Origin of the sequence: Corynebacterium sp. Marseille-P4321 (assembly GCF_903645305.1) — a bacterium.
In the GTDB taxonomy this organism is placed as follows: Bacteria; Actinomycetota; Actinomycetes; order Mycobacteriales; family Mycobacteriaceae; genus Corynebacterium.
In genome coordinates, this window is record NZ_CAHJXO010000002.1 from 560563 (window position 1) to 579771 (window position 19209).

The window sequence follows — 19209 nt, forward strand, 5'->3', positions numbered from 1 at the left end:
TTAACCACGGCGCGACTGCCTCACAATCATCGCCACGAACACCACGGCGCCCACCACGCCCAAGATCACGGCCACCGGCATCTCGAACGGGGCGATGATCGTTCGACCGATCAGGTCGCAGACCGTCACCACACCGATCCCGGTCAGGCAAACCCAAGGCAGGTTGGACCTGAGGTCGTCGCCAAGCACCATGCTCACAATGTTCGGCACGATCAACCCGATGAACGGCAAGTTGCCCACCACCACCGTCACCACTCCCGAGGCAACCGCGACGAGCGCGGTGCCCACGAACACGATGCGGTTGTAGTCCAAGCCGATGCTCACCGCGATGTCCTCGCCCAAACCGGCGGCGGTAAGCCGGTCGGCGTAGAAGAACACCGCAACCACCACCAGCGCCACGATCCACAGCACCTCGTACTGGCCGGCGATCACACTGGTGAACGAGCCGGCGAACCACACGCCGAGCGACTGCAGCAAGTCGGTCTGCAGCGCCCAGAACGTGGAAATTGAACTGACTACTGCCCCGAGCATGATGCCCACGATCGGCACGATGAGGCTGGAGCGCAGCGTCACCCGGCGCAGAAACGCAAAGAACACCATGGTGCCCACAAACGCGAATGCAACCGCAAGCAGCATGCGCGCCATCACGCTGCCGTGCGGGAAGAAAACGAAAGAGGCGAGCAAACCCAGCCCCGCCCACTCCGTGGTGCCCGTGGTAGTGGGTTCGACGAAGCGGTTCTGGGTGAGCATCTGCATAATCAGCCCGCTCATTGCCATGGCCGCGCCCGCAAGCACCAGCGCAATGGTGCGGGGGACGCGGGTGGTGCGAAACATCGCCCAGCCGTCCTCTGAGCCCAACACGTCGTACTGCCCGACTGTGAGCGACAGGGCGAGCAAGGCGGTGACAATGACGAGACCCACCGCAAGCTTCCTATTGAAAAGCCTGCGGCGGGTGGTCGCTGTCGCGGTTTGCGTCATAAAACTACTTGGCTGCCTCAAACTGGTCGGCGAGCTGGTTCAAAATCTCGGTGTACGTAATGATCGACTCGTTGGTGTATGTGTCTTTCGGCGCAATGTACACGTGATCCCCCTTCACTGCAGAAACGTTCTGCAACGCAGCGGAATCGCTGATCACGCTCAGCGCCTCCGGCGAGCCCTCGTCAGTCTTCGTGCCAGCGTCGCGGTCAAGCACCAGCAGCCAATCCGGGTTGGAGTCCGCGATGGCCTCGACAGAGATGTCATCACCCTGGTGGTCGTCGGAGGCATTTTCCACCTCCAGCGCCGGGGTGAGGCCGATCAGGTCGAACAGCGGGCCCCACGTGCGACCGATAGTCGGCGCGACGTAGCCAATTTCGCCGCCGGAGACGTTGAGCGCCATCACGGTCTGCTCCGGGTTGTAAGTGTCACGGGCGCGCTGGACGGCCTTGGTAAACTCCTCGACGGTTTGCTCCGCCTCGGCCTGCTTGCCGAAGACCTCGCCGAGCTCAAGCGTTTGGCGGATGAGCTCCTGGTCGAACTTCTCACCGTCGCGAGGCTCGAAGTCCAGCAGCACCGCGTCCGGCACGAGCTTTTCAATGTCCTGGTCGTACTGCTCGAAGCGCTGGCCCGAGATCACCACGTCCGGGTCCGCCGCGACGATGGCCTCCAGGTTCGGCTCGCGGTGGTTGCCGATATCCACGATGTCGTCATCCTCGCCGATCCCCGGGATCGTGTCGGGCACCAGGGCGCGAGCCGCGGCGACAGGCTTCACCCCCCAGCTGTCCAGCAGCTCGAAGGTGCGGTTGTCCAGGGCCACGACGCGCTGCGGCGGGCTAGGCACCGTCTTCTCGCCGTAGTTATCGGTGACGGTGACAGTGCCCGTTGCCACGTCGTCGCCCGCAGCCTCGGTTGCGGTGGTGGTTTCCTCCGAAGGCTCGTTGGAATCCACGGCCGGCTCGGTGTCGGTGGAGCAGCCTGCGAGCACGAGGGAGCCGGCGGCGGCGAGGGCAATCAGCGAAGTGCGTGAAAAACGGGTCATGTTCATCCTTGACTTATCCGTAAAGTTAGGGTTGCCTGACATACTTTAGGCTAACCAAACCTAGACGCACAAACAGCCCCGGCCATCCGGCCAGGAATAGGGTGGGCAAGATTTTGTTTGTTGATGAAACATCTATGAGGAGAGAACTTCGCCGAACACCGAGGGCCCCGTCACCGGCTACCCCATCGACTAAACAAAAACCCGCTGGCCAGTGACGGCCAGCGGGTTTTCGCACTAGGTGGAGCCGCCGGGAATTGAACCCGGGTCCTTCACCACCGCGCCAGGGCTTCTCCGTGCGCAGTTCGCGCGCTATCTCTCATCGGCCCTCCGGATCAGGCGAACATGTCCGGATGATGGGCCCAGTTGGTGAAAAGTGTCCCTTCCAAGGCCCCACCAACAGGGCCGGAAGGCTAGTCCCCTGAGTCGACGCCAGGTACCGGGTCGGGGACATCCCCGGCCTGACGGACACGCAGGTCGCTGAACCTATTTCAATTAGGCAGCGAGGGCGTAGTCACGCTGAGAGTTCTTCTCTGCGTTTATTAGTTACAGCGACGCTTTCGGTGGTCTCCTGCCTGCACCGGCACGCTTCCCCTGGCTTAGTCGATGAAGTCGAAACCAAATCGACCCCTTCACTACGAAGAAACGTAGGAGTAGGAACTTTATCCCCTCCACGTCACCTACGTCAAGGCCGGGCGCACGCGCAGGAACTCCACCACTGCGTCCGGGCCTGCGTCGACGGCCAGGCGCACCGCTTTTGATACTTCCTCGGGCGCCATCTTCGGCCGTCCGTCGTCGCCGGAGAGCATGTCGGTGTCGGTCCGCCCAGGGTGAATTGAGGTCACGCGCACGCGTCCCGCTTCCTCCAGCTGCAGCGATTCGGTGAAACCGCGCAGCGCGAACTTGGAGGCGCAGTACGCCGTGTTCTCGGCAACTCCGTGGAACCCGGCGCCGGAGTTGATCGTGATGATCAAACCGGAGGATCGTCGTAAAGCTGGCAAAAGCTCCCGGGTGAGCGTCACGGGCGCCATCACATTGACCTCGAGCGACTCGCGCCACTGCTCATCGCTCAGCTCCTCGAACGGGCCCTTGTGCAGCACGCCTGCCGCGAGTACGAGCACGTCGAGCTCCTCGATCTCGCGCGCGGCCTGCACAATCGCGCCCGAGTCGGTGAGATCCACCTCGAAGGGTTCGGCGCTGGGCAGCTTATCGACGGCTTCCGCCGCCCCACCCTTCCTCGACGCCCCAACGTAAATGTGGTGGTCCCTGCCTAAATCCTCTGCGATGGCGCGACCGATGCCGCGCGACGCCCCGGTGATGAGTGCCTTCTTCATAGACATCAACCGTACAGAAACCGACGTCTAGGCCTTGATGCCCTTGAATTTGCGGCCCAGCTCGCGGGTGATCTCGCGGTCCTCGGTGCGGCGCTTGATGGCCTGGCGCTTGTCGTAATCCTGCTTACCTTGGGCAAGCCCCAGTTCCACCTTGGCGCGGCCGTCCTTCAGGTAGAGCGAGAGCGGGATGAGGGTGCGGTTGCCGTCGCGAACTTTGCCCTCCAGCGAGTCGATCTCGCGGCGGTGCATGAGCAGCTTGCGCGTGCGGCGCGGCGGGTGGTTCGTCCAATGCCCCTTCGAGTACTCGGGGATGTGCATGTTGCGAATCCACACCTCACCGTTATCGATGGTGGCAAACGCCTCCACCAGCGACACCTTGCCCTCGCGCAACGCTTTGATCTCGGTGCCTTGCAACACGATGCCGCACTCCCAGGTGTCCAGGATGTGGTAGTCGTGCCGCGCCTTGCGGTTGGTGGCCAGCACGTTGGACTGCGGTTGCTTTTTCTTCTTCGCCATCTGCTTCACCTACTTCCGCACGTACGAGCGCAGCGCCACCTGTGCCGCCGCGCCACCGAGCAGCATCGCAATCAAGCCGGTTAACGGCATCACGGTCCACACCGCGGAATCCGGCACGCGCGCGATGAGCTGGGAGGCGTACAGGTCGCCGAGCAACGGGTCCACCAGGAACTGCTTCAACGCCCAGACGCCGAAGGTGGCAATCACCGCGCCGAGCGCCACTGCGATCACGGCTTCCAGCACAAACGGGGCCTGGGTGTACCAGCGCGACGCGCCCACCATGCGCATGATGGAGATCTGCTCGCGGCGGTTGAACGCGGCGAGCTGCACCATGTTCGCGATGAGGAACACCGCCGCGAGCGCCTGCGCGGCCGCGACGATGAACGCGACGTTCCTGAACGTGTTCAGGGTGCCCGCTGCGGAGCTGACGGTGTCGGCCTGGTCGGTCACAACTGCCACCTGCGGCAGATCCCGGATGGCATCGAGGGGCGCCGTGTCCGTCGGGTCCGTGAGCCGCACGTGCAACGCCGCCGGCAGCGCCTCCGGGGAGGTTTCGCGCACCAGCTCCGGCTCGGACTCCTGGAACAGCTCCACGAAACGCTCGTAGGACTGCTCGCGCGAGCGGAACGTCACCTGCTCCACCCTGTCGTCCGCCTGCAGGCGGTCGCGCACCTCGGTGCACGCCTCGGAGGAGCAGTCTTGGTCCCCTGCCGAGATGCTCTCGTCCAGCTCCACCATCACCTCAACGCGGTCGAGGTACATATCCTTCGTGTCGGCGGTGGCCTGCGAAATCATCACGCCGGCGCCGACGAGGATGAGCGAGAGCGCGGTAGTGATCACCAACGCGATGGTCATGGTGATGTTGCGCCCCAGGCCTTTGAAGCCTTCGCGGAAAATGAAGTTCCAATTCACGGTTTCTACCTCCTCACGTCGCCGTACATGCCGTTGTGTTCGTCGCGGACGACGTCGCCAAGCTGCAGCTCCACCACGCGCTTGCGCATGTCATCCACCGCGCGCGCATTGTGGGTGGACATCAGCACGGTGGTACCCATGCGGTTGATGCGCGCCAGAAGCGCCATGATTTCGGCGGCGGTGCCGGGGTCGAGGTTGCCGGTTGGCTCGTCGGCAAGCATGAGCGGAGGCTTATCGACGAAAGCTCGCGCGATCGCCACCCTCTGCTGCTCACCACCGGACAGCTCCCGCGGCATACGCTTTGCCTTCGAACCTAGCCCGACAAGTTCCAGCGCATCCGGCACCTGCTTGGCTATGCGCTGCTTCGACTTGCCGGTTACCTCAAGCGCGAAAGCCACGTTGTCGTAGACGTTCAGGTTCGGCAGCAGACGGAAGTCCTGGAACACGTAGCCGATGGACTGGCGCAGCGCGTTGATCTCCTTGCCCTGCAACGCGTTGACGTGGAAATCGTTGAAGAAGATGTCGCCGGAGGTGACGTTTTCTTCGCGGATGAGCAGCTCGAGGAACGTCGACTTACCGGAGCCGGACGCGCCGATGAGGAACACGAATTCGCCGTCCGGGATTTCCAGCGTGACGTCGTTGAGCGCCGGGCGCGTCGACGTCGGGTACGTCTTGGTCACGTGGTCGAATCGAATCACCCGCCACACCTTACCTGCTGCGACATGAAACGATGTCACCCGTGGTAGGCGTCGGTCTCCTCGGCCATGCGCCAGCGGATGCCCGCCTCCAAAAAGCCGTCGATGTCACCGTCGAGCACCTTCTGTGGGTCCCCCACCTCGTATTCGGTGCGCAGGTCTTTCACCATCTGGTACGGGTGCAGCACGTAGGAGCGCATCTGGTTGCCCCAGCTGGCGTTGCCGCCGGCGCCGAGCGCGTCCATCTCCGCTTTCTCTTCCTGGCGCTTCTTCTCCAGCAGCTTCGACTGCAACACGTTGAGCGCCGAGGCCTTGTTCTGAATCTGCGACTTCTCGTTCTGGCAGGTCACCACAATCCCGGTCGGGATGTGGGTGATGCGCACCGCGGAGTCGGTGGTGTTCACGCTCTGCCCGCCAGGGCCGGAGGAGCGGTACACGTCGACGCGGATGTCTGAATCCGGGATATCGATGTGGTCGGTCTGCTCCACCACCGGCAGCACCTCCACCTCGGCGAACGAGGTCTGGCGGCGGCCCTGGTTGTCGAACGGCGAGATGCGCACGAGCCGGTGCGCCCCCTGCTCCACGGAGAGCTGGCCGTACATGTACTCGCCGTGCACCACGAAGGTCGCGGACTTGATCCCGGCCTCCTCCGCGTAGGAGATGTCGTAGATGTCCACTTTGTGGCCGTTCTTCTCGGCCCAACGGGTGTACATGCGCATGAGCATCTCGGCCCAGTCCGCGGCATCCACGCCGCCGGCGCCGGAGCGGATGTTCACCACTGCTTCACGCTCGTCGTACTCGCCGGAGAGCATGGTCTGCACCTCAAGCGAATCGATCGCCGCGGTGACGTCGGCGAGCTCCTCGTCGGCCATGGAAGCGTCGCCTTCTTCCTCGGCGAGCTCGTACATCACCGGTAGGTCGTCGATACGCGCGCGAAGCCCCTGCACCTTGCGCAACCTGCCCTGCACGCTGGACAGCTCGGTGGTCACCTGCTGCGCGTGCGCCGGGTCGTCCCACAGGCTCGGGTCGCCCGCCTGGGCTTCCAACTCCCGGGCGCGCTCGGCCAAGGCGTCGAGGTCCAGCACCTTCTCAATGGTGGCGAGGGTCTTCTCGAGGTCCTGAATGCGCGCTTGGGTTTCCGGTTGCATAGGGGGAAAGTCTAGCCAATCGTGTTGCGCGGGCGAAGACCGGATAAGGTGGCCTTTGACCCCACACGGGCGCCCGGGGCACCGGGCTGAGATCGCGCTAGCGCCGCGCGAGCACCGTTCGAACCTGTCCGGTTAGCACCGGCGAAGGAAGCAAAGGAGATGGTCGTGGCTGACACGCACGCCGACAACACCGACAACACCGACATTTACGCCCAGGAAATCCACCCGAAGCACTCGTACGCCCCGATTGTGCGGGACGGGCTCGAGGTGCCGGAGACCGCGATTGAGCTGGACGATTCCCCCACCGGCCCGAACGCGCCGTTCAAGGTGTACCGCACCCGTGGCCCGTACGCGGAGCCCGAGGTGGGCTTGGAAAGCTTGCGCGGCGAGTGGATTGAGCAGCGCGGCGACACCGAGGAGTACGCCGGTCGCGAGCGCAATTTGCTTGACGACGGTCGCTCCGCTGTGCGCCGCGGCGGCGCCAGCGAGGAGTGGCGCGGCACTTCCCGCGCCCCGCGCCGCGCGAAGGACGGCAAGCGCGTAACCCAGATGGCGTACGCGCGCCGCGGCGAGATCACCCGCGAGATGGAGTACGTCGCGCTGCGCGAGCACTGCGACGTGGAGAAGGTGCGCGCCGAGGTCGCGGCGGGCCGCGCGATCATCCCGAACAACGTGAACCACCCGGAGAGCGAGCCGATGATCATCGGCAACGCCTTTTTGACCAAGATCAACGCCAACATCGGTAACTCCGCGGTGACCTCCTCCATCCGCGAGGAGGTGGACAAGCTTCGCTGGGCCACCCGCTGGGGCGCGGACACGGTGATGGACCTGTCCACCGGCGACGACATCCACGCCACCCGCGAGTGGATCCTGCGCAACTCCCCGGTGCCGATCGGCACGGTGCCGATCTACCAGGCGCTGGAGAAGGTCAACGGCGTGGCCGAGGACCTCACCTGGGAGATCTTCCGCGACACCGTCATTGAGCAGTGCGAACAGGGTGTGGACTACATGACCATCCACGCCGGTGTGCGCCTGCCGTTCGTGCCGTTGACCTCGAAGCGCGTCACCGGCATCGTTTCCCGCGGCGGCTCGATCATGGCGGGTTGGTGCCTCGCGCACCACAAGGAGTCCTTCCTGTACGAAAACTTCGACGAGCTGTGCGAGATCTTCTCGCAGTACGATGTCGCATTTTCGCTTGGCGACGGGCTTCGCCCCGGTTCCGTGGCCGATGCGAACGATGCCGCCCAGTTCGCCGAGCTGAAGACCATCGGGGAGCTGTGCAAGCGCGCCTGGGACTACGACGTGCAGGTGATGATCGAGGGCCCGGGGCATGTGCCGCTGAACATGATCCAGGTGAACAACGAGAAGGAGGAGGAATGGTGCGGCGGCGCCCCCTTCTACACGCTTGGCCCCCTGGTCACCGACATCGCCCCTGGTTACGACCACATCACGTCTGCGATCGGCGCGGCAAACATCGCCATGGGCGGCACGGCCATGCTGTGCTACGTCACCCCGAAGGAGCACCTCGGCCTGCCGAACAAGGACGACGTGAAGACCGGCGTGATCACGTATAAGGTCGCCGCGCACGCCGCCGACGTGGCGAAGGGCCACCCGGGTGCGCGCGACTGGGACGACGCGATGAGTAAGGCACGCTTCGAGTTCCGCTGGCACGACCAGTTCGCGCTCTCCCTCGACCCGGAGACCGCGGAGGCGTTCCACGACGAGACGCTGCCAGCCGAGCCCGCGAAGACGGCGCACTTTTGCTCCATGTGCGGCCCGAAGTTCTGCTCGATGCGCATCAGCCAGGACATCCGCGACGAGTTCGGCGACAAGATCGACGAGGCGCTCGACGACGAGAACCGCGCCATGATCGCGGACCTGGGCATCCCCACCTTCGCCGGTGGCGAGGACTTCCGCCGCGGCGAGGAGAAGATGGCGGAGGAGTTCCGCGAGCTGGGCTCGAACGTCTATCTCGACGAGCAGGCTGAATCTGCGCGATAATTGCGGGGTGATTTCCACCCAGCAGTTCATCGATGCACACCGCTCATCCTCCGACGCCGAGCTCGCCGCCGCGCTCGTTGAGCACGCCGGCGCGCTTGCCTTGCGCATGCGTGCCGCGGGCCTGGAGACAGACCAGAAGACGTCGGTGTCGGATGTGGTGACGGACGCCGACCGCGCCGCCGAGGAATTCGTCGCAGAAGCGCTTGAGGCATTGCGCATCGACGATGGCGTGCTCGGCGAGGAGGGCGCCTCGCGCGAAAGCTCCAGCGGCCGTACCTGGGTCATTGACCCGGTGGACGGCACGTTCAACTTCTCGCAAGGCTCGGACTACTTCTGTTCGGCACTTGCGCTTATTGACGCCTCCGGGGCTCCCCTCATCGGCGCCGTGCACCGCCCCGCGACATCCACCACCTGGTTGGCCGCCGACGGCAAGGCCACGCGTGACGGTGAGGAGTTAGATGGGCTCAGGCAATCGTCGTTAAGCAATTGCGCGCTCGTGACGTACCTGCACCCAACCTCCATGAGCGACGATGCCGTGCGCGAGACGTGGCAGCGCGCGGCGTCTGGCGCGGCCACGGTGCGCATGTTCGGCGCCGGGTCGGTCGATCTGGCCAGCATCGCCTCCGGGCAGTTCGGCGGCTGGCTGCAGCATTCGGTGGCGGATTGGGACTGGCTGCCGGGCAAGGCGCTCATCGAAGCCGTCGGCGGGCGCGCCGAAAAGGTCGACGCGGGCGGGGTGACCTGGTGCGTGGCCGGCAACGCCCAACTGGTGGGCGAAGTAATGGAGAAACTGCGCGCCTAAGGCAGGCGGAAACCCCCGGACATGTGGCTGAGCACAGTGTCCATGCGCACCGCGCCGGTGGGCGCGTGCACTACGCCCTGCAGCGGGCTGTGGCAGGCGAGATCCAGCGGCGGGCGCAGCACACCGCCGTTGACCAGGCCGACCACGCGGTCGCCCGCCATCAGCGGCGCGCCGGAATCTCCCTGCATGGCGCAGACGTGGTTGATGTTCATCGTCTGCCAGTCGCGGAACGTAATCCCACACGTGGTTCCGGAGGCCACGCCGCTCTTGCACACCCGGGTGCCGGGCTGCACGGGCGCACCGCCCACGCGGCCAGCGGTTACTCCGCCGTAGGAGCGGCTCACCTCGGTGTTCGGGGCGAGCGTGATCACCGCGTAATCGAACTCGCGGTTGACCTGGGTCACCGTGCCGGTGCGGCCGAGGTGCTGCGCGTCGGCTGAGACCACCGGGTCACCCACGTTGCCGCAGTGACCGGCCGTGAGCGCGATCTTCTGGCCGCGGTCGTTGTATCCGGCGACGGTGACGGTGCACATCGCGTCCTGCCCGACATAGATCGGGGTGCCGGGGCCGTAGAGTGCGTTGCCGCGGGCGGCGGCCGCCGCTGCGTCGGCGGGCACGCGCGGCGCGTCGTGCAACGAGCCGGGCACGCGGTGGAGCACCCGGTCGGCGAAGGGCTTGCCTGCCAGCGTCTTCGACACCGGATCGTTGCGCCAGACGTAGTTGTGCTGCGGTTCGGCGTGTGCGGCCGGGATCCCGGCTGCTACGGCGATTGCGGTGACGGTCGCGGCGACGGCGGTGGACAGGCGGCGCATGAAACTCTCTTCCCACTAGACAACAACGGACTTATTCAACCACATCCGTAACACGCGGGGGTAGCGCTAATATTGCGCATATGAGTGACGCAAACCAGAAGCTTAAGGGCGCACTTGCGCCGTTCGAAGACACCATCGAGGCCACCCGCGAGCACCGCGAGGAACTGTACAAGTGGTTCCACCAGCACCCGGAGCTCTCTCTGGAAGAGGTAGAAACCTCCGGCCGCATCGAAGAAGAGATGACGCGCATGGGTTACGACGTCATTTCCGTGGGCAAGACCGGCAAGGTCGCCGTGCTGGAGAACGGCGAGGGCCCCACCGTGCTCTTCCGCGCGGACTTCGACGCGTTGCCGCTGCCGGAGGAGACCGGCCTGGAGTACTCGGCTGACCCCGAACTGGGACGCATGCACGCCTGCGGCCACGACATGCACACCACTGCCCTGCTGGGCGCCGCTGACGCCATGATGCAGCACAAGGACGCGTGGTCCGGCACCTTCATCGCACTGTTCCAGCCGGGCGAGGAAACCGGCCACGGCGCGATGGACATGGTCAATTCCGGCCTGGCGGAAAAGGTGCCCGAGCCTGACGTGGTGCTCGGCCAGCACATCGGCCCGCTGCTGCCGGATTACGGCATGGGCTCGCTCTCCGGCCCGGTGTACACCACCTGTGTGCAGACGAAGATCACGCTGTACGGCAAGGGCTCGCACGGCTCTATGCCGCAGAAGGGCATCGACCCTGTGGTTATGGCGGCCGAGGTAATCACCGCGCTGCAGACAATCGTTTCGCGCAACATGGACCCGTCGGAGATGACTGTGGTGACCGTGGGCGCGGTCCACGGCGGGCAGTCCTCCAACACCGTCGCGGACTCCGTGGAGCTTGCCGTGTCCACCCGCGCGTACACCGAGGAGATTTCCGACGAGCTCAACGCACACATCAAGCGCATCGTCCGCGGCGTCGCGCAGACCCACGGAGCTGAGCGCGAGCCGAAGTTCGAGATCATCGGCGGCGCACCGGAGTTCTGGAACAACGAGGAGATCACCGAAACCGTCATGGCCGCGTTCCAGGAACAGTTCGGTGAGCGGGCGGGCGACTTCGGCCGCCTCGGCGGTTCGGAGGACTTCCCCAACATCGCCTCCGCGTGGGGTGCGCCGTACTACTTCTGGTTCGTGGGCTCCAACGAGGACATCACGAAGGCCGCGCCGAACCACTCCCCGCAGTTCGCACCGGATCTGCAGCCGACGCTCGACGTGTGCGTGCGCACCATCCTCACGGGCCTGTCGCCGTACCTGATGAAGTAGGAGTACGTTGAGGCGCATGCAAGAGCAACAGCGCCTCATCGTCCCCGACCTCGCCCGCGGCACAGCCCTTCTCGGCATTGCGATGGCGAATGCCGCGCAGGCGTGGATGATCAACGACTTTTCGGCGGAATCTTCCCCCGGTTGGTCTGTCGGCGGCGTGCGTGAGGGCAGCGTGGTGGACGCGGTGTGCGCCGTGTTCGCCGCGATGTTCGTGCACGTGCGCGGCCTGCCGATGTTTTCCACGCTGCTCGGTTTCGGCTTCGGCCTTGTCGCCGCCAGCCTTGCGCGCAAGGGCTACACCGCCGCGGAATCGCGCAAGGTGCTGTTCCGCCGCTACTTTCTGCTGGCACTGTTCGGCCTCGCTCACTTATTTTTGGTGTTTTACGGCGACATCATGTTCACCTACGGGCTGATCGGCATCGCGATGGCGGTGCTGTTCAAGCTGAGCTCAAAGACGCTGCGCATCATCGCCTACACCCTGCTCGGCCTCTGGACCGCGTTCACCGCATTCGCGGCCACCGTGTCATTCTTCGTGCCGGAGGACGTGGAGGTCGGCTTCAACGCCGGCACGAACACCGCTGAGTTCGCCACCGTCGGCGATTGGTTCACCGCTAACTTCGCCGAGGCTTCGTCGTCGATCGCCGCGTCCCCCTTCGCTGTGTTGCAGCTCGGCGCGTTGTCGCTCATCGGTTTCGTGTGGGCAAGGGAGCGGGTGCTTATCGACGTCACCGCGCACCGCCGCACCCTCATCACCTGGTCCGCGATCGCCGGCGTCATCATTGTGCTGCTCGGCGTGCCCTGGGGCCTGTCGGCGGCGGGTGTCCTCCCGCATGGGTGGGAAACCGGGTTTTTCCTGCTCAACCAGTCGGTCGGCTACTGGACGGGCCCCGGCATCCTCGCAGGGCTGGCGCTAGCCACCGACTCGCTGCGCAACGAGGTCCCCGGCTGGGCCAGGGCGTTCGTGGCGCTGGGCAAGCGCTCCATGTCGGGCTACCTTGCCCAGTCGTTTATCTTCATCGCGCTCGTGATGCCGTTTGCGCTTGGCATCGGCCAGGACGCCACGGTGTCTGGCAAACTGTTCGCAGGCCTCGTCGTCTGGCTGATCACGCTCGCACTCGCGGCGCTTCTCGACGCCGCCGGCAAGCAGGGTCCATTCGAGCACGCCCACCGCCGCCTCTCCTACGGCAAAACAGGAAGGATCGAACCGAAGAATGATCGAGTTCAAATCGCTGGCTGAGCTCACCCCGGTGGAGATCCACCAGCTGTTCAAGCTGCGCGTGGACGTGTTCGTCGTGGAGCAGCAGTGCCCCTACAACGAGATTGACGAGCAGGACGCCGACCCCTCCACCCGCCACATCCTTGCATGGGAGGGCGGGCGCCTAGCTGGTTGCGCCCGCGTCTTCCCCACCCCGGAGGGGTCGCGCTTCGGGCGATTCGTGGTCAACCCCGAGTTCCGCGGGGCGGGGCTCGGCCCCGACATTGTGCGCGCCGGCATCGCCTACACCGAGCGTTTCCCCGGCGACCTTGTCATCGAGGCTCAGTCCGGGTTGGTCGGGTACTACTCCCAATTCGGCCTGGTCGCCGAGGGCGAGGAATTCGACGATGCCGGGATCATGCACCGCCGCATGCGCTTGCGGCGCTGACCCCCTCGCCTACCCCTTGTTACTCGCCTACCCCTTGTTATCCGTCGCGGTGCGGCGATCCAGGCGGAAGCCCTCCGGCAAGCGCCACGAGTCGTCCTCGTGGTCGTACTCCAGTTCCGGGCGCTCGACCTCGTTGCCCTCCGAGTCGTAGCCCGGCGCGGGGATGTTCTCGTGCGCCTCGAGCTTCTCCGGCGTGTCCGTCTTCTCCCAGGTGCGCGACTTCGTCTTGCGCGCCGCGGCGGAATCGTCGCCCATGGCTTTCGCCAGGGAGTACATCATGACGAAGTACATGAAGAAGAACGGCAGGGCGATGATGATCACCACTTCCTGCAGTGCGTCGATGCCCGAATCGTTGATGAACAGCAGAGCCGCCGTCACCAATCCCACGGCGAGCACCCAGCCCACCCGGTAGTAGGTGGGAGACTTGTTTTCCTCACCCGTGGCGTACATGTCGATCACCATCGCGGCGGAGTCCATCGATGTGACGAAGTAGAACACGATGACGATCAGCGCCAGGGTGCCCGTGATGCCGTAAATCGGGTACTGCTCAAGCAGGGTGAACAGCGCCCGCGGTGTTTCACCGTCCTCCACCACCGGGCCGGTGAGCACACCGGGCTCGGAGGTTTCCATCTCAATTGCGGCTCGGCCGAAGATGGAAAACCAGATCAAGTCGAACGCCGCGGGAAGCAGGATGGTGCCGCCGATAAACTCGCGCACCGTGCGGCCGCGGGAGATGCGGGCGAAGAACATGCCCACAAACGGCGACCAGCAAATGGTCCAGGCCCAGTAGAACGCAGTCCACATGCCGTGCCAGCCCGGGTTGTCGTTGTAAGAATCCACCCAGAACATCAGCTCCGGCAGGGATTGAGCGTAGATGCCGAAGGATTCGGTGATCTGCCCCACAAGCTTCAGCGTCGGGCCGGTGAGCAAGACGAACAGCATCAGCAGGATGGTGCCGACGATGTTCAGGTTGGACAGGATCTTCACGCCCTTATCCAGTCCGGTGGCCACCGAAAGGGAGGCCGCGACAGTGATGGCCAGAATGATGCCGATCTGCACGGGCGTGACCAAGGGAACGCCCCACATGATGTTCAGGCCCGCCGAGATCTGCAGCACGCCAAGGCCCACCGAGACTGCGAGACCGAAGACGGTGCCCACGATGCCCAGTGCGTCGATAAGCTTGCCCGGCGTCTCGTACACCCTGCGCCCGAGAAGCGGCGCGAACATCGAGGACAGGCGGGCCGGCATCTTGCGCTTGTACACGAAGTAGCCGATGGCCAGGCCAGGCAGGGTGAAGATCACCCACATGTGGATGCCGAAGTGGTAGAAGGTGAACTCGAACGCCTGCCGGATCGCCTCCCGGCTCATCGATTCCATGTCCCCGCGCGGCGGGTTGTAGGCGTGGTGCAGCGGCTCGGCCGCACCCCAGAACATCAGCGTCGCGCCCATGCCGGCGGCGAAGAGCATGGCGAACCAGACGGGGTATGAGTACTCGGGTTCGTCGTCATCGTCGCCGAGCCGCAAATTCCCGTACCGGGAGATGAACACCACGATGAGGTACACGAGCACGGCGGAAATACCGCCGATGTACATCCACGCCAAGTTGTCCATCAGCCAGCCGGAGATGGACGAATACACCTGCCGCGCCTCGTCACCGAAGGCGAGCGTGACCGCGACGAAGACCAGGATGAAACCCAGCGCGGAGAAGAAAATCAGGGGGTCGGACTGCAGTTTACGTTTCATGGGTTCGCTCACGGACTCGACTTACGGGCGGGGCCTAAACAGCGCACCCGCTGCCGACGACGTCACCGCCGAGCCGACCAGCACGAGCACGGTGTACAGGATGCCGGTGACCCCGAGCATCTGTAGCAGCCACCCAAAGAACAACGCGCCCACGACGGCGCCAATGATTGCGACGACCCAACGGCCCATAGAAACCCAATCTCCTTGTCGATATCGATGTGGGGTCCCAGCGTACAGATTTGTTACGATGCTGATTCGTTGAAGGGGAGTAGCTCACCAACGCGTTGTTCGACATACTGGCCGCGGACAGGCCCGGGCAGCCGGCTCAAAAGCGAGCGAGCGAGACCTTCGGAGAAGTAGTTCCCTACCCCGAGGTTTCCCCGATGAAACAGGCTCCCGTTCCCTCAGAAAACGCACCGGCTCGCAACGAGCAGAAGCTGGACGAGCAGAAACTGCTGGAGAAGTTCATGTGGCTCTCCATCGCCGCATCCGTAGTGGTCATCCTGCTCAAAGCGGCAGCTGCCCTGGTCACCGGCTCGGTGGGGTTCCTCTCCGACGCGATTGAATCTGTGATCAACCTCGTCGCCGCCTGCGTGGGCCTGTGGGCGTTGAAGCTTTCGGCGAAACCGGCTGACGACAACCACAACTTCGGCCACTCCCGCGCGGAGTACTTCTCCGCCCAGGTGGAAGGCACCCTCATCCTGATTGCCTCGGTGGTGATCATCTACACGGCCGTTGATCGCATCATCCACCCGCAGCCGGTGGAGCAGCTGGGCGTGGGCCTGGGGTTCTCCGTCGCGGCGGCAGCTGTGAACGCGGCGGTGGGGGTGGCGCTTATCCGCGCAGGCAAGAAGTACCGCTCCACCACCCTGGACGCGGACGGGCGCCACCTGATCACCGACGTGTGGACCTCCGTGGGTGTCGTCGTGGGCATGGCGCTGGTGTGGCTCACCGGCTGGGCGGTGCTCGACCCCGTCGTCGCCCTCATTGTGGGCGTGAACATCCTGATCACCGGATACAAGCTGCTCAAGGGCGCAATCCAGGGCCTGCTATCGGAAACGCTGCCGGACGACGAGGTGGAAACGGTCCACGAGCTCCTGCGCGCGTTCGCGGATGAAAACGGCGTGGAGTTCACCTCCGTGCGCACCGCCGCCGCCGGCCGAGACCGGCTGATCAGCATCGTGATGCAGGTGCCCGGCGAGTGGTCGGTGTCGCACTCCCACGAGCACGCCGACGCGGTTGAGGAGGGCCTCGCCGAGTCGCTCGGGGGCGCGGAGACAATCGTGCACGTCGAGCCGCTCGGCCACCCCACCCGCACCGGCCCGATGTGGGGCTAGCCTCTACTAGGCTGGCCGCCATGGCTGATTCCATCAAGGACCCGGAGCTGTACGAGCGCCTGCGCGAGGAGGGCAACTCCAAGTCGAAGGCGGCGGCGATCGCGAACGCGGCGGCGCGCGACGGACGCTCCGAGGTGGGCAAACGCGGCGGCGAGTCGGACGCTTACGAGGACTGGACGAAAGAGGAGCTCTACGAGCGCGCCCAGGAGCTGGACATCCAGGGCCGCTCGGACATGTCCAAGGACGAGTTGATCGAGGCGCTCCGTGGCTAAGCCGACGCTCGATCTGCGCTGCTACTTCGTCACCGGCCAGGGCCCCGACATCGTCGAGCGCGCCCGGGCCGCCGCCCTCGGCGGGGCGGGCATCATCCAGGTTCGCTCGAAACCCATCTCGGCGCGCGAGCTTTACTCGCTGTCGCTTGAGGTTGCCCGCGCGGTGCACGCGGTGCGGCCCGAAACGCATGTGCTTATCGACGACCGCGTGGACGTCGCCCTCGCCCTCAACGATCAAGGCATCTCGGGGGTCCATGTGGGCCAAGACGACCTCGACGTGCGCATGGTTCGCAAGCTGCTCGGCCCTTCCGCTGTGATCGGCTTGACCACCGGGACCATGGAGCTGGTCGAGGCGGCGAACGAACTGGTTCGGGAGCAGCCGGGTGTCATCGACTACATCGGCTGTGGCCCTTTCCGGGCTACGCCTACGAAGGATTCCGGGCGCGAGCCCATCGGCCTTGAGGGCTACCCGTCGCTCGTCGCCGCATCCAAACTGCCGATGGTTGCTATCGGTGACGTCACCGCGGACGATATCTACGACCTGGCCCGCGCTGGCGTGGACGGCTGCGCGATCGTGCGCGGCATCATGCACGCGCACGACCCCCAGGCTTACTGCGAACAAGTGGTCGCCGAGTTCGACCGCGGCACGGCTAGTAGGAGCTGAAGCCGTCCCCGTCGAGCTGGTGCACCTCGTCGCCCGTAATCGCGGGGTTGAACACGGAAACGAGTACGAGGTCCTCGTCCTTGCCACCGCGAAGGTAGTGCGGATCATGCTCGTCAAGCACGTAGATGGTTCCCGGCGTGATCGGGTAGATGTTGCCCTCAGTGTCCTCCACCTCGCCGGATCCCGCGATGCAGTAGCAGGCCTCCAGGTGGTTCTTGTACTCCAGCTTCGACTCCGTCCCGGCGCGGACCACGGTGTGCGCCACGGCGAAGCCCATGTCGTCCTTCGCAGTGATGAGGCGCTCGCTGGTGCCGCCACCCCACTCCACAGTTTCAACGTCTTCACGGGATCGGATGAACATGTCGTTTTCTCCTTGGTCTCGTTTTTCAAAGGCGTACACCAACCACGGTAATGAAATTGGCTACACCCCGACATCGCCAAACCCGTCCTCGGCGTCGATCATGTCGCAGAATTCGCCCATCGTTACCGCGTCGTCGTTGCGCCTCGGCAGCGAGTAGTTACGGGAGACAAACCGGGAGCCGTCGCCGTACACAAAGTGCAGATCGTCCTCGTCGCGCAGGATCTTGATGTAGCCGTCCGTGACCAACGAGTGGCAGGCGGAACACAGTGGCAACAGGTTCTCTAGATCCGTGTGTCCGGCGTTGTTCCACTCTTCGAGGTGGTGCATCTCCAAGAAACGGGTGTGGGTGCATCCGGGTGCAGCGCATTGGCTCCCCCACATCACGAGCAGGGCGTTTATCTGCGCCGGTGTGGCGAGCCGGAACTTGCGTCCAGTCTTAATCACCAGGCCGTTTTCGTCCACGATGTTCTGTCGCAACGCCGCGTTGGCCACGATATTCGCCAGAGCCTGCGAGGGCGCCCCGATGTTGTTCGGCATATAGGCCCGCCCGTCTTTGGTCACAATGATGTTCACATGCGCCGCCGGCGTGAGCAGCGCGTCGGTCGGCTTCGTGCGCACCATATGCACCATGCCCAGTAATGCGTGAACCAGGTGTTTTCCAATCGGCAAGCCGAAGCCGGATGCCGTTTGCCGGGCAGGTCTAACTGGTTCTACGGCTGCAGCTTTATCCATGGCGCGGTCCAGGGCATCGTCGTCAAGCAACTGCCCCTCTTCTGCCGTTTCGTCGATGGTGTCGACCCCGTTCCAGCTGATTTCACCGAGCTTCAACCCGGCAATGAAAGCCGCGCCGTTGACTGGATTAAGTTGCCCCCAGAACTTCACATCGCCTGTGTCTGTCTTCTTGATGCGCAGGTAGCTGCCGTCCCCGCTGTCTTCCCCATCGCCGTTCTTTTTGCGTCCAACCAGCGCAATCTCTAGCTCGTGGTAGCCGAGTTCACGTGCAAGCTCGACGAGTTCCGCCTCGTTGTCCTCGGTGATGTACGGCAGGACGAGACGCACCTTCGAATAACTGACCTCGCCGGCGCCGAAGGCTTGCTCAAGCAGCGGAAAAGTTCCGAGGCGGCACGCGATGTTCACGTACTCGTATGCCGTGGAATCACTGATCCCCAACCGCCGAATGAGCGCGTGGGCCGTTGAGGAAGCCCCGGCGAGCCGCGCGAGGCCCGCCTCCTCGAAGTGCCTGATTTGCCGCAGCAGGTCGGCTTTGCCGCGGGTGAGCTTGATAAACGTGTCCTCGATCTGGCTCAGCGAGGCCTCGGCGAGATTACTTCCCGGCGGAGCTGCGATGGTGGCGGTCATGGTTGGATTCCCCCTTGGCGAGATGTGGTTCTGCTGTTCGATATGCAGAACACTAACACCCGCGCCGACACGTCTTCTACCTGCACTTTTAGGGTTTATAACTCGTTGTTTAAAAACGCTTTATCGCATGCGCAATCGCCCCTTTGAATCCCGCCGCGCAAAGCACTCCGCATTGCGGAGTAGTGGGTACGCACCAACCTTTCCATGTACCAGTCACTCCACATTGCGGAGTAGTGGGTACGAACCAAATATTTCGCCCTGCGTTGCACTCCGCATTGCGGAGTAGTGGGTACGCACC

The 19209-nt window shown here is 64.3% G+C and carries 20 protein-coding genes, 1 other RNA gene and 1 riboswitch; of the genes, 8 read left to right on the forward strand and 13 right to left on the reverse strand.

All coding sequences use genetic code 11. From position 1 onward, the window contains the following. The 8 genes from HWX32_RS07990 to prfB all read right to left on the reverse strand — a co-directional run bounded on the left by HWX32_RS07990 (position 1) and on the right by prfB (position 6619). On the reverse strand, positions 1-978 hold the full coding sequence (locus HWX32_RS07990) for an ABC transporter permease (protein WP_175935439.1): 978 nt from the start codon (positions 976-978) through the stop codon (positions 1-3). A 4-nt stretch (positions 979-982) separates the two neighbouring features. Then, on the reverse strand, positions 983-2017 hold the full coding sequence (locus HWX32_RS07995; RefSeq protein WP_082259970.1) for a siderophore ABC transporter substrate-binding protein: 1035 nt from the start codon (positions 2015-2017) through the stop codon (positions 983-985). Between the two features lie 236 nt (positions 2018-2253). Then, positions 2254-2645: a transfer-messenger RNA gene (gene ssrA, locus HWX32_RS08000) on the reverse strand. Between the two features lie 49 nt (positions 2646-2694). Further along, entirely contained in the window at positions 2695-3348 is a 654-nt protein-coding gene (locus tag HWX32_RS08005) for an SDR family oxidoreductase (protein WP_075469409.1), read from the reverse strand. A 27-nt stretch (positions 3349-3375) separates the two neighbouring features. Further along, positions 3376-3864, reverse strand: coding sequence for an SsrA-binding protein SmpB (gene smpB / locus HWX32_RS08010; RefSeq protein ID WP_075469441.1), 489 nt, complete (start codon positions 3862-3864; stop codon positions 3376-3378). Between the two features lie 9 nt (positions 3865-3873). Next, positions 3874-4776, reverse strand: coding sequence for a permease-like cell division protein FtsX (gene ftsX, locus HWX32_RS08015; RefSeq protein WP_175935440.1), 903 nt, complete (start codon positions 4774-4776; stop codon positions 3874-3876). Between the two features lie 5 nt (positions 4777-4781). After that, positions 4782-5474 (reverse strand): cell division ATP-binding protein FtsE, encoded by a 693-nt coding sequence (ftsE, locus tag HWX32_RS08020; RefSeq protein WP_075469411.1) that lies wholly within the window; start codon positions 5472-5474, stop codon positions 4782-4784. Between the two features lie 35 nt (positions 5475-5509). Continuing rightward, the gene (gene prfB / locus HWX32_RS08025; protein WP_175935441.1) at positions 5510-6619 is read right to left on the reverse strand and encodes a peptide chain release factor 2; all 1110 of its coding nucleotides are present in this window, start codon (positions 6617-6619) and stop codon (positions 5510-5512) included. Between the two features lie 55 nt (positions 6620-6674). Next, positions 6675-6788, forward strand: a riboswitch (TPP riboswitch). Here prfB and thiC point away from each other — a divergent pair. Together thiC and HWX32_RS08035 are read left to right on the forward strand one after the other, a co-directional pair. After that, positions 6785-8620, forward strand: a complete 1836-nt coding sequence (thiC, locus tag HWX32_RS08030; protein ID WP_303049144.1) for a phosphomethylpyrimidine synthase ThiC — start codon at positions 6785-6787, stop codon at positions 8618-8620. Its footprint overlaps the riboswitch before it by 4 nt. Positions 8621-8627: 7 nt before the next feature. After that, positions 8628-9422: an inositol monophosphatase family protein gene (locus tag HWX32_RS08035; protein ID WP_175935443.1), complete on the forward strand. Its 795-nt coding sequence runs from the start codon at positions 8628-8630 to the stop codon at positions 9420-9422. Here HWX32_RS08035 and HWX32_RS08040 read toward each other — a convergent pair. After that, entirely contained in the window at positions 9419-10234 is an 816-nt protein-coding gene (locus HWX32_RS08040; protein ID WP_175935444.1) for a S1 family peptidase, read from the reverse strand. The two genes, HWX32_RS08035 and HWX32_RS08040, sit on opposite strands and share 4 nt — an antisense overlap. Positions 10235-10314: 80 nt before the next feature. Here HWX32_RS08040 and HWX32_RS08045 point away from each other — a divergent pair, with 80 nt between their 5' ends. The 3 genes from HWX32_RS08045 to HWX32_RS08055 are packed head-to-tail and all read left to right on the forward strand — an operon-like array spanning position 10315 to position 13175. Continuing rightward, positions 10315-11532, forward strand: coding sequence for an amidohydrolase (locus tag HWX32_RS08045; RefSeq protein WP_175935445.1), 1218 nt, complete (start codon positions 10315-10317; stop codon positions 11530-11532). 16 nt (positions 11533-11548) lie between these two features. Then, positions 11549-12769, forward strand: a complete 1221-nt coding sequence (locus HWX32_RS08050; RefSeq protein ID WP_175935446.1) for a DUF418 domain-containing protein — start codon at positions 11549-11551, stop codon at positions 12767-12769. Then, positions 12744-13175: a GNAT family N-acetyltransferase gene (locus HWX32_RS08055; RefSeq protein WP_175935447.1), complete on the forward strand. Its 432-nt coding sequence runs from the start codon at positions 12744-12746 to the stop codon at positions 13173-13175. Before HWX32_RS08050 ends, HWX32_RS08055 begins: the two co-directional genes overlap by 26 nt. Positions 13176-13202: 27 nt before the next feature. On the opposite strand, the gene HWX32_RS08060 is transcribed toward HWX32_RS08055, so the two are convergent. Together HWX32_RS08060 and HWX32_RS08065 are read right to left on the reverse strand one after the other, a co-directional pair. Continuing rightward, the gene (locus HWX32_RS08060) at positions 13203-14918 is read right to left on the reverse strand and encodes a BCCT family transporter (RefSeq protein WP_175935448.1); all 1716 of its coding nucleotides are present in this window, start codon (positions 14916-14918) and stop codon (positions 13203-13205) included. A 21-nt stretch (positions 14919-14939) separates the two neighbouring features. Next, positions 14940-15107 carry a glycerol dehydrogenase gene (locus HWX32_RS08065; RefSeq protein ID WP_075469419.1) on the reverse strand — a complete coding sequence of 56 codons (168 nt, stop codon included), beginning with the start codon at positions 15105-15107 and terminating at the stop codon, positions 14940-14942. A gap of 194 nt (positions 15108-15301) precedes the next feature. Here HWX32_RS08065 and HWX32_RS08070 point away from each other — a divergent pair, with 194 nt between their 5' ends. Genes HWX32_RS08070 through HWX32_RS08080 form a run of 3 tightly spaced genes read left to right on the forward strand, consistent with a single transcriptional unit; the run spans position 15302 to position 17191 of the window. Beyond that, entirely contained in the window at positions 15302-16255 is a 954-nt protein-coding gene (locus HWX32_RS08070) for a cation diffusion facilitator family transporter (RefSeq protein WP_175935449.1), read from the forward strand. Positions 16256-16275: 20 nt separating this feature from the next. Further along, on the forward strand, positions 16276-16527 hold the full coding sequence (locus tag HWX32_RS08075) for a Rho termination factor N-terminal domain-containing protein (RefSeq protein WP_175935450.1): 252 nt from the start codon (positions 16276-16278) through the stop codon (positions 16525-16527). After that, entirely contained in the window at positions 16520-17191 is a 672-nt protein-coding gene (locus tag HWX32_RS08080) for a thiamine phosphate synthase (RefSeq protein ID WP_175935451.1), read from the forward strand. The genes HWX32_RS08075 and HWX32_RS08080 overlap by 8 nt, the downstream gene beginning before the upstream one ends. Here the strand turns inward: HWX32_RS08080 and HWX32_RS08085 are convergent. Further along, positions 17178-17552: an ectoine synthase gene (locus HWX32_RS08085; protein WP_175935452.1), complete on the reverse strand. Its 375-nt coding sequence runs from the start codon at positions 17550-17552 to the stop codon at positions 17178-17180. The genes HWX32_RS08080 and HWX32_RS08085 overlap by 14 nt on opposite strands. 60 nt (positions 17553-17612) lie before the next feature. After that, positions 17613-18911, reverse strand: a complete 1299-nt coding sequence (locus tag HWX32_RS08090; RefSeq protein ID WP_175935453.1) for an HNH endonuclease signature motif containing protein — start codon at positions 18909-18911, stop codon at positions 17613-17615. Positions 18912-19209 lie beyond the last annotated feature (298 nt).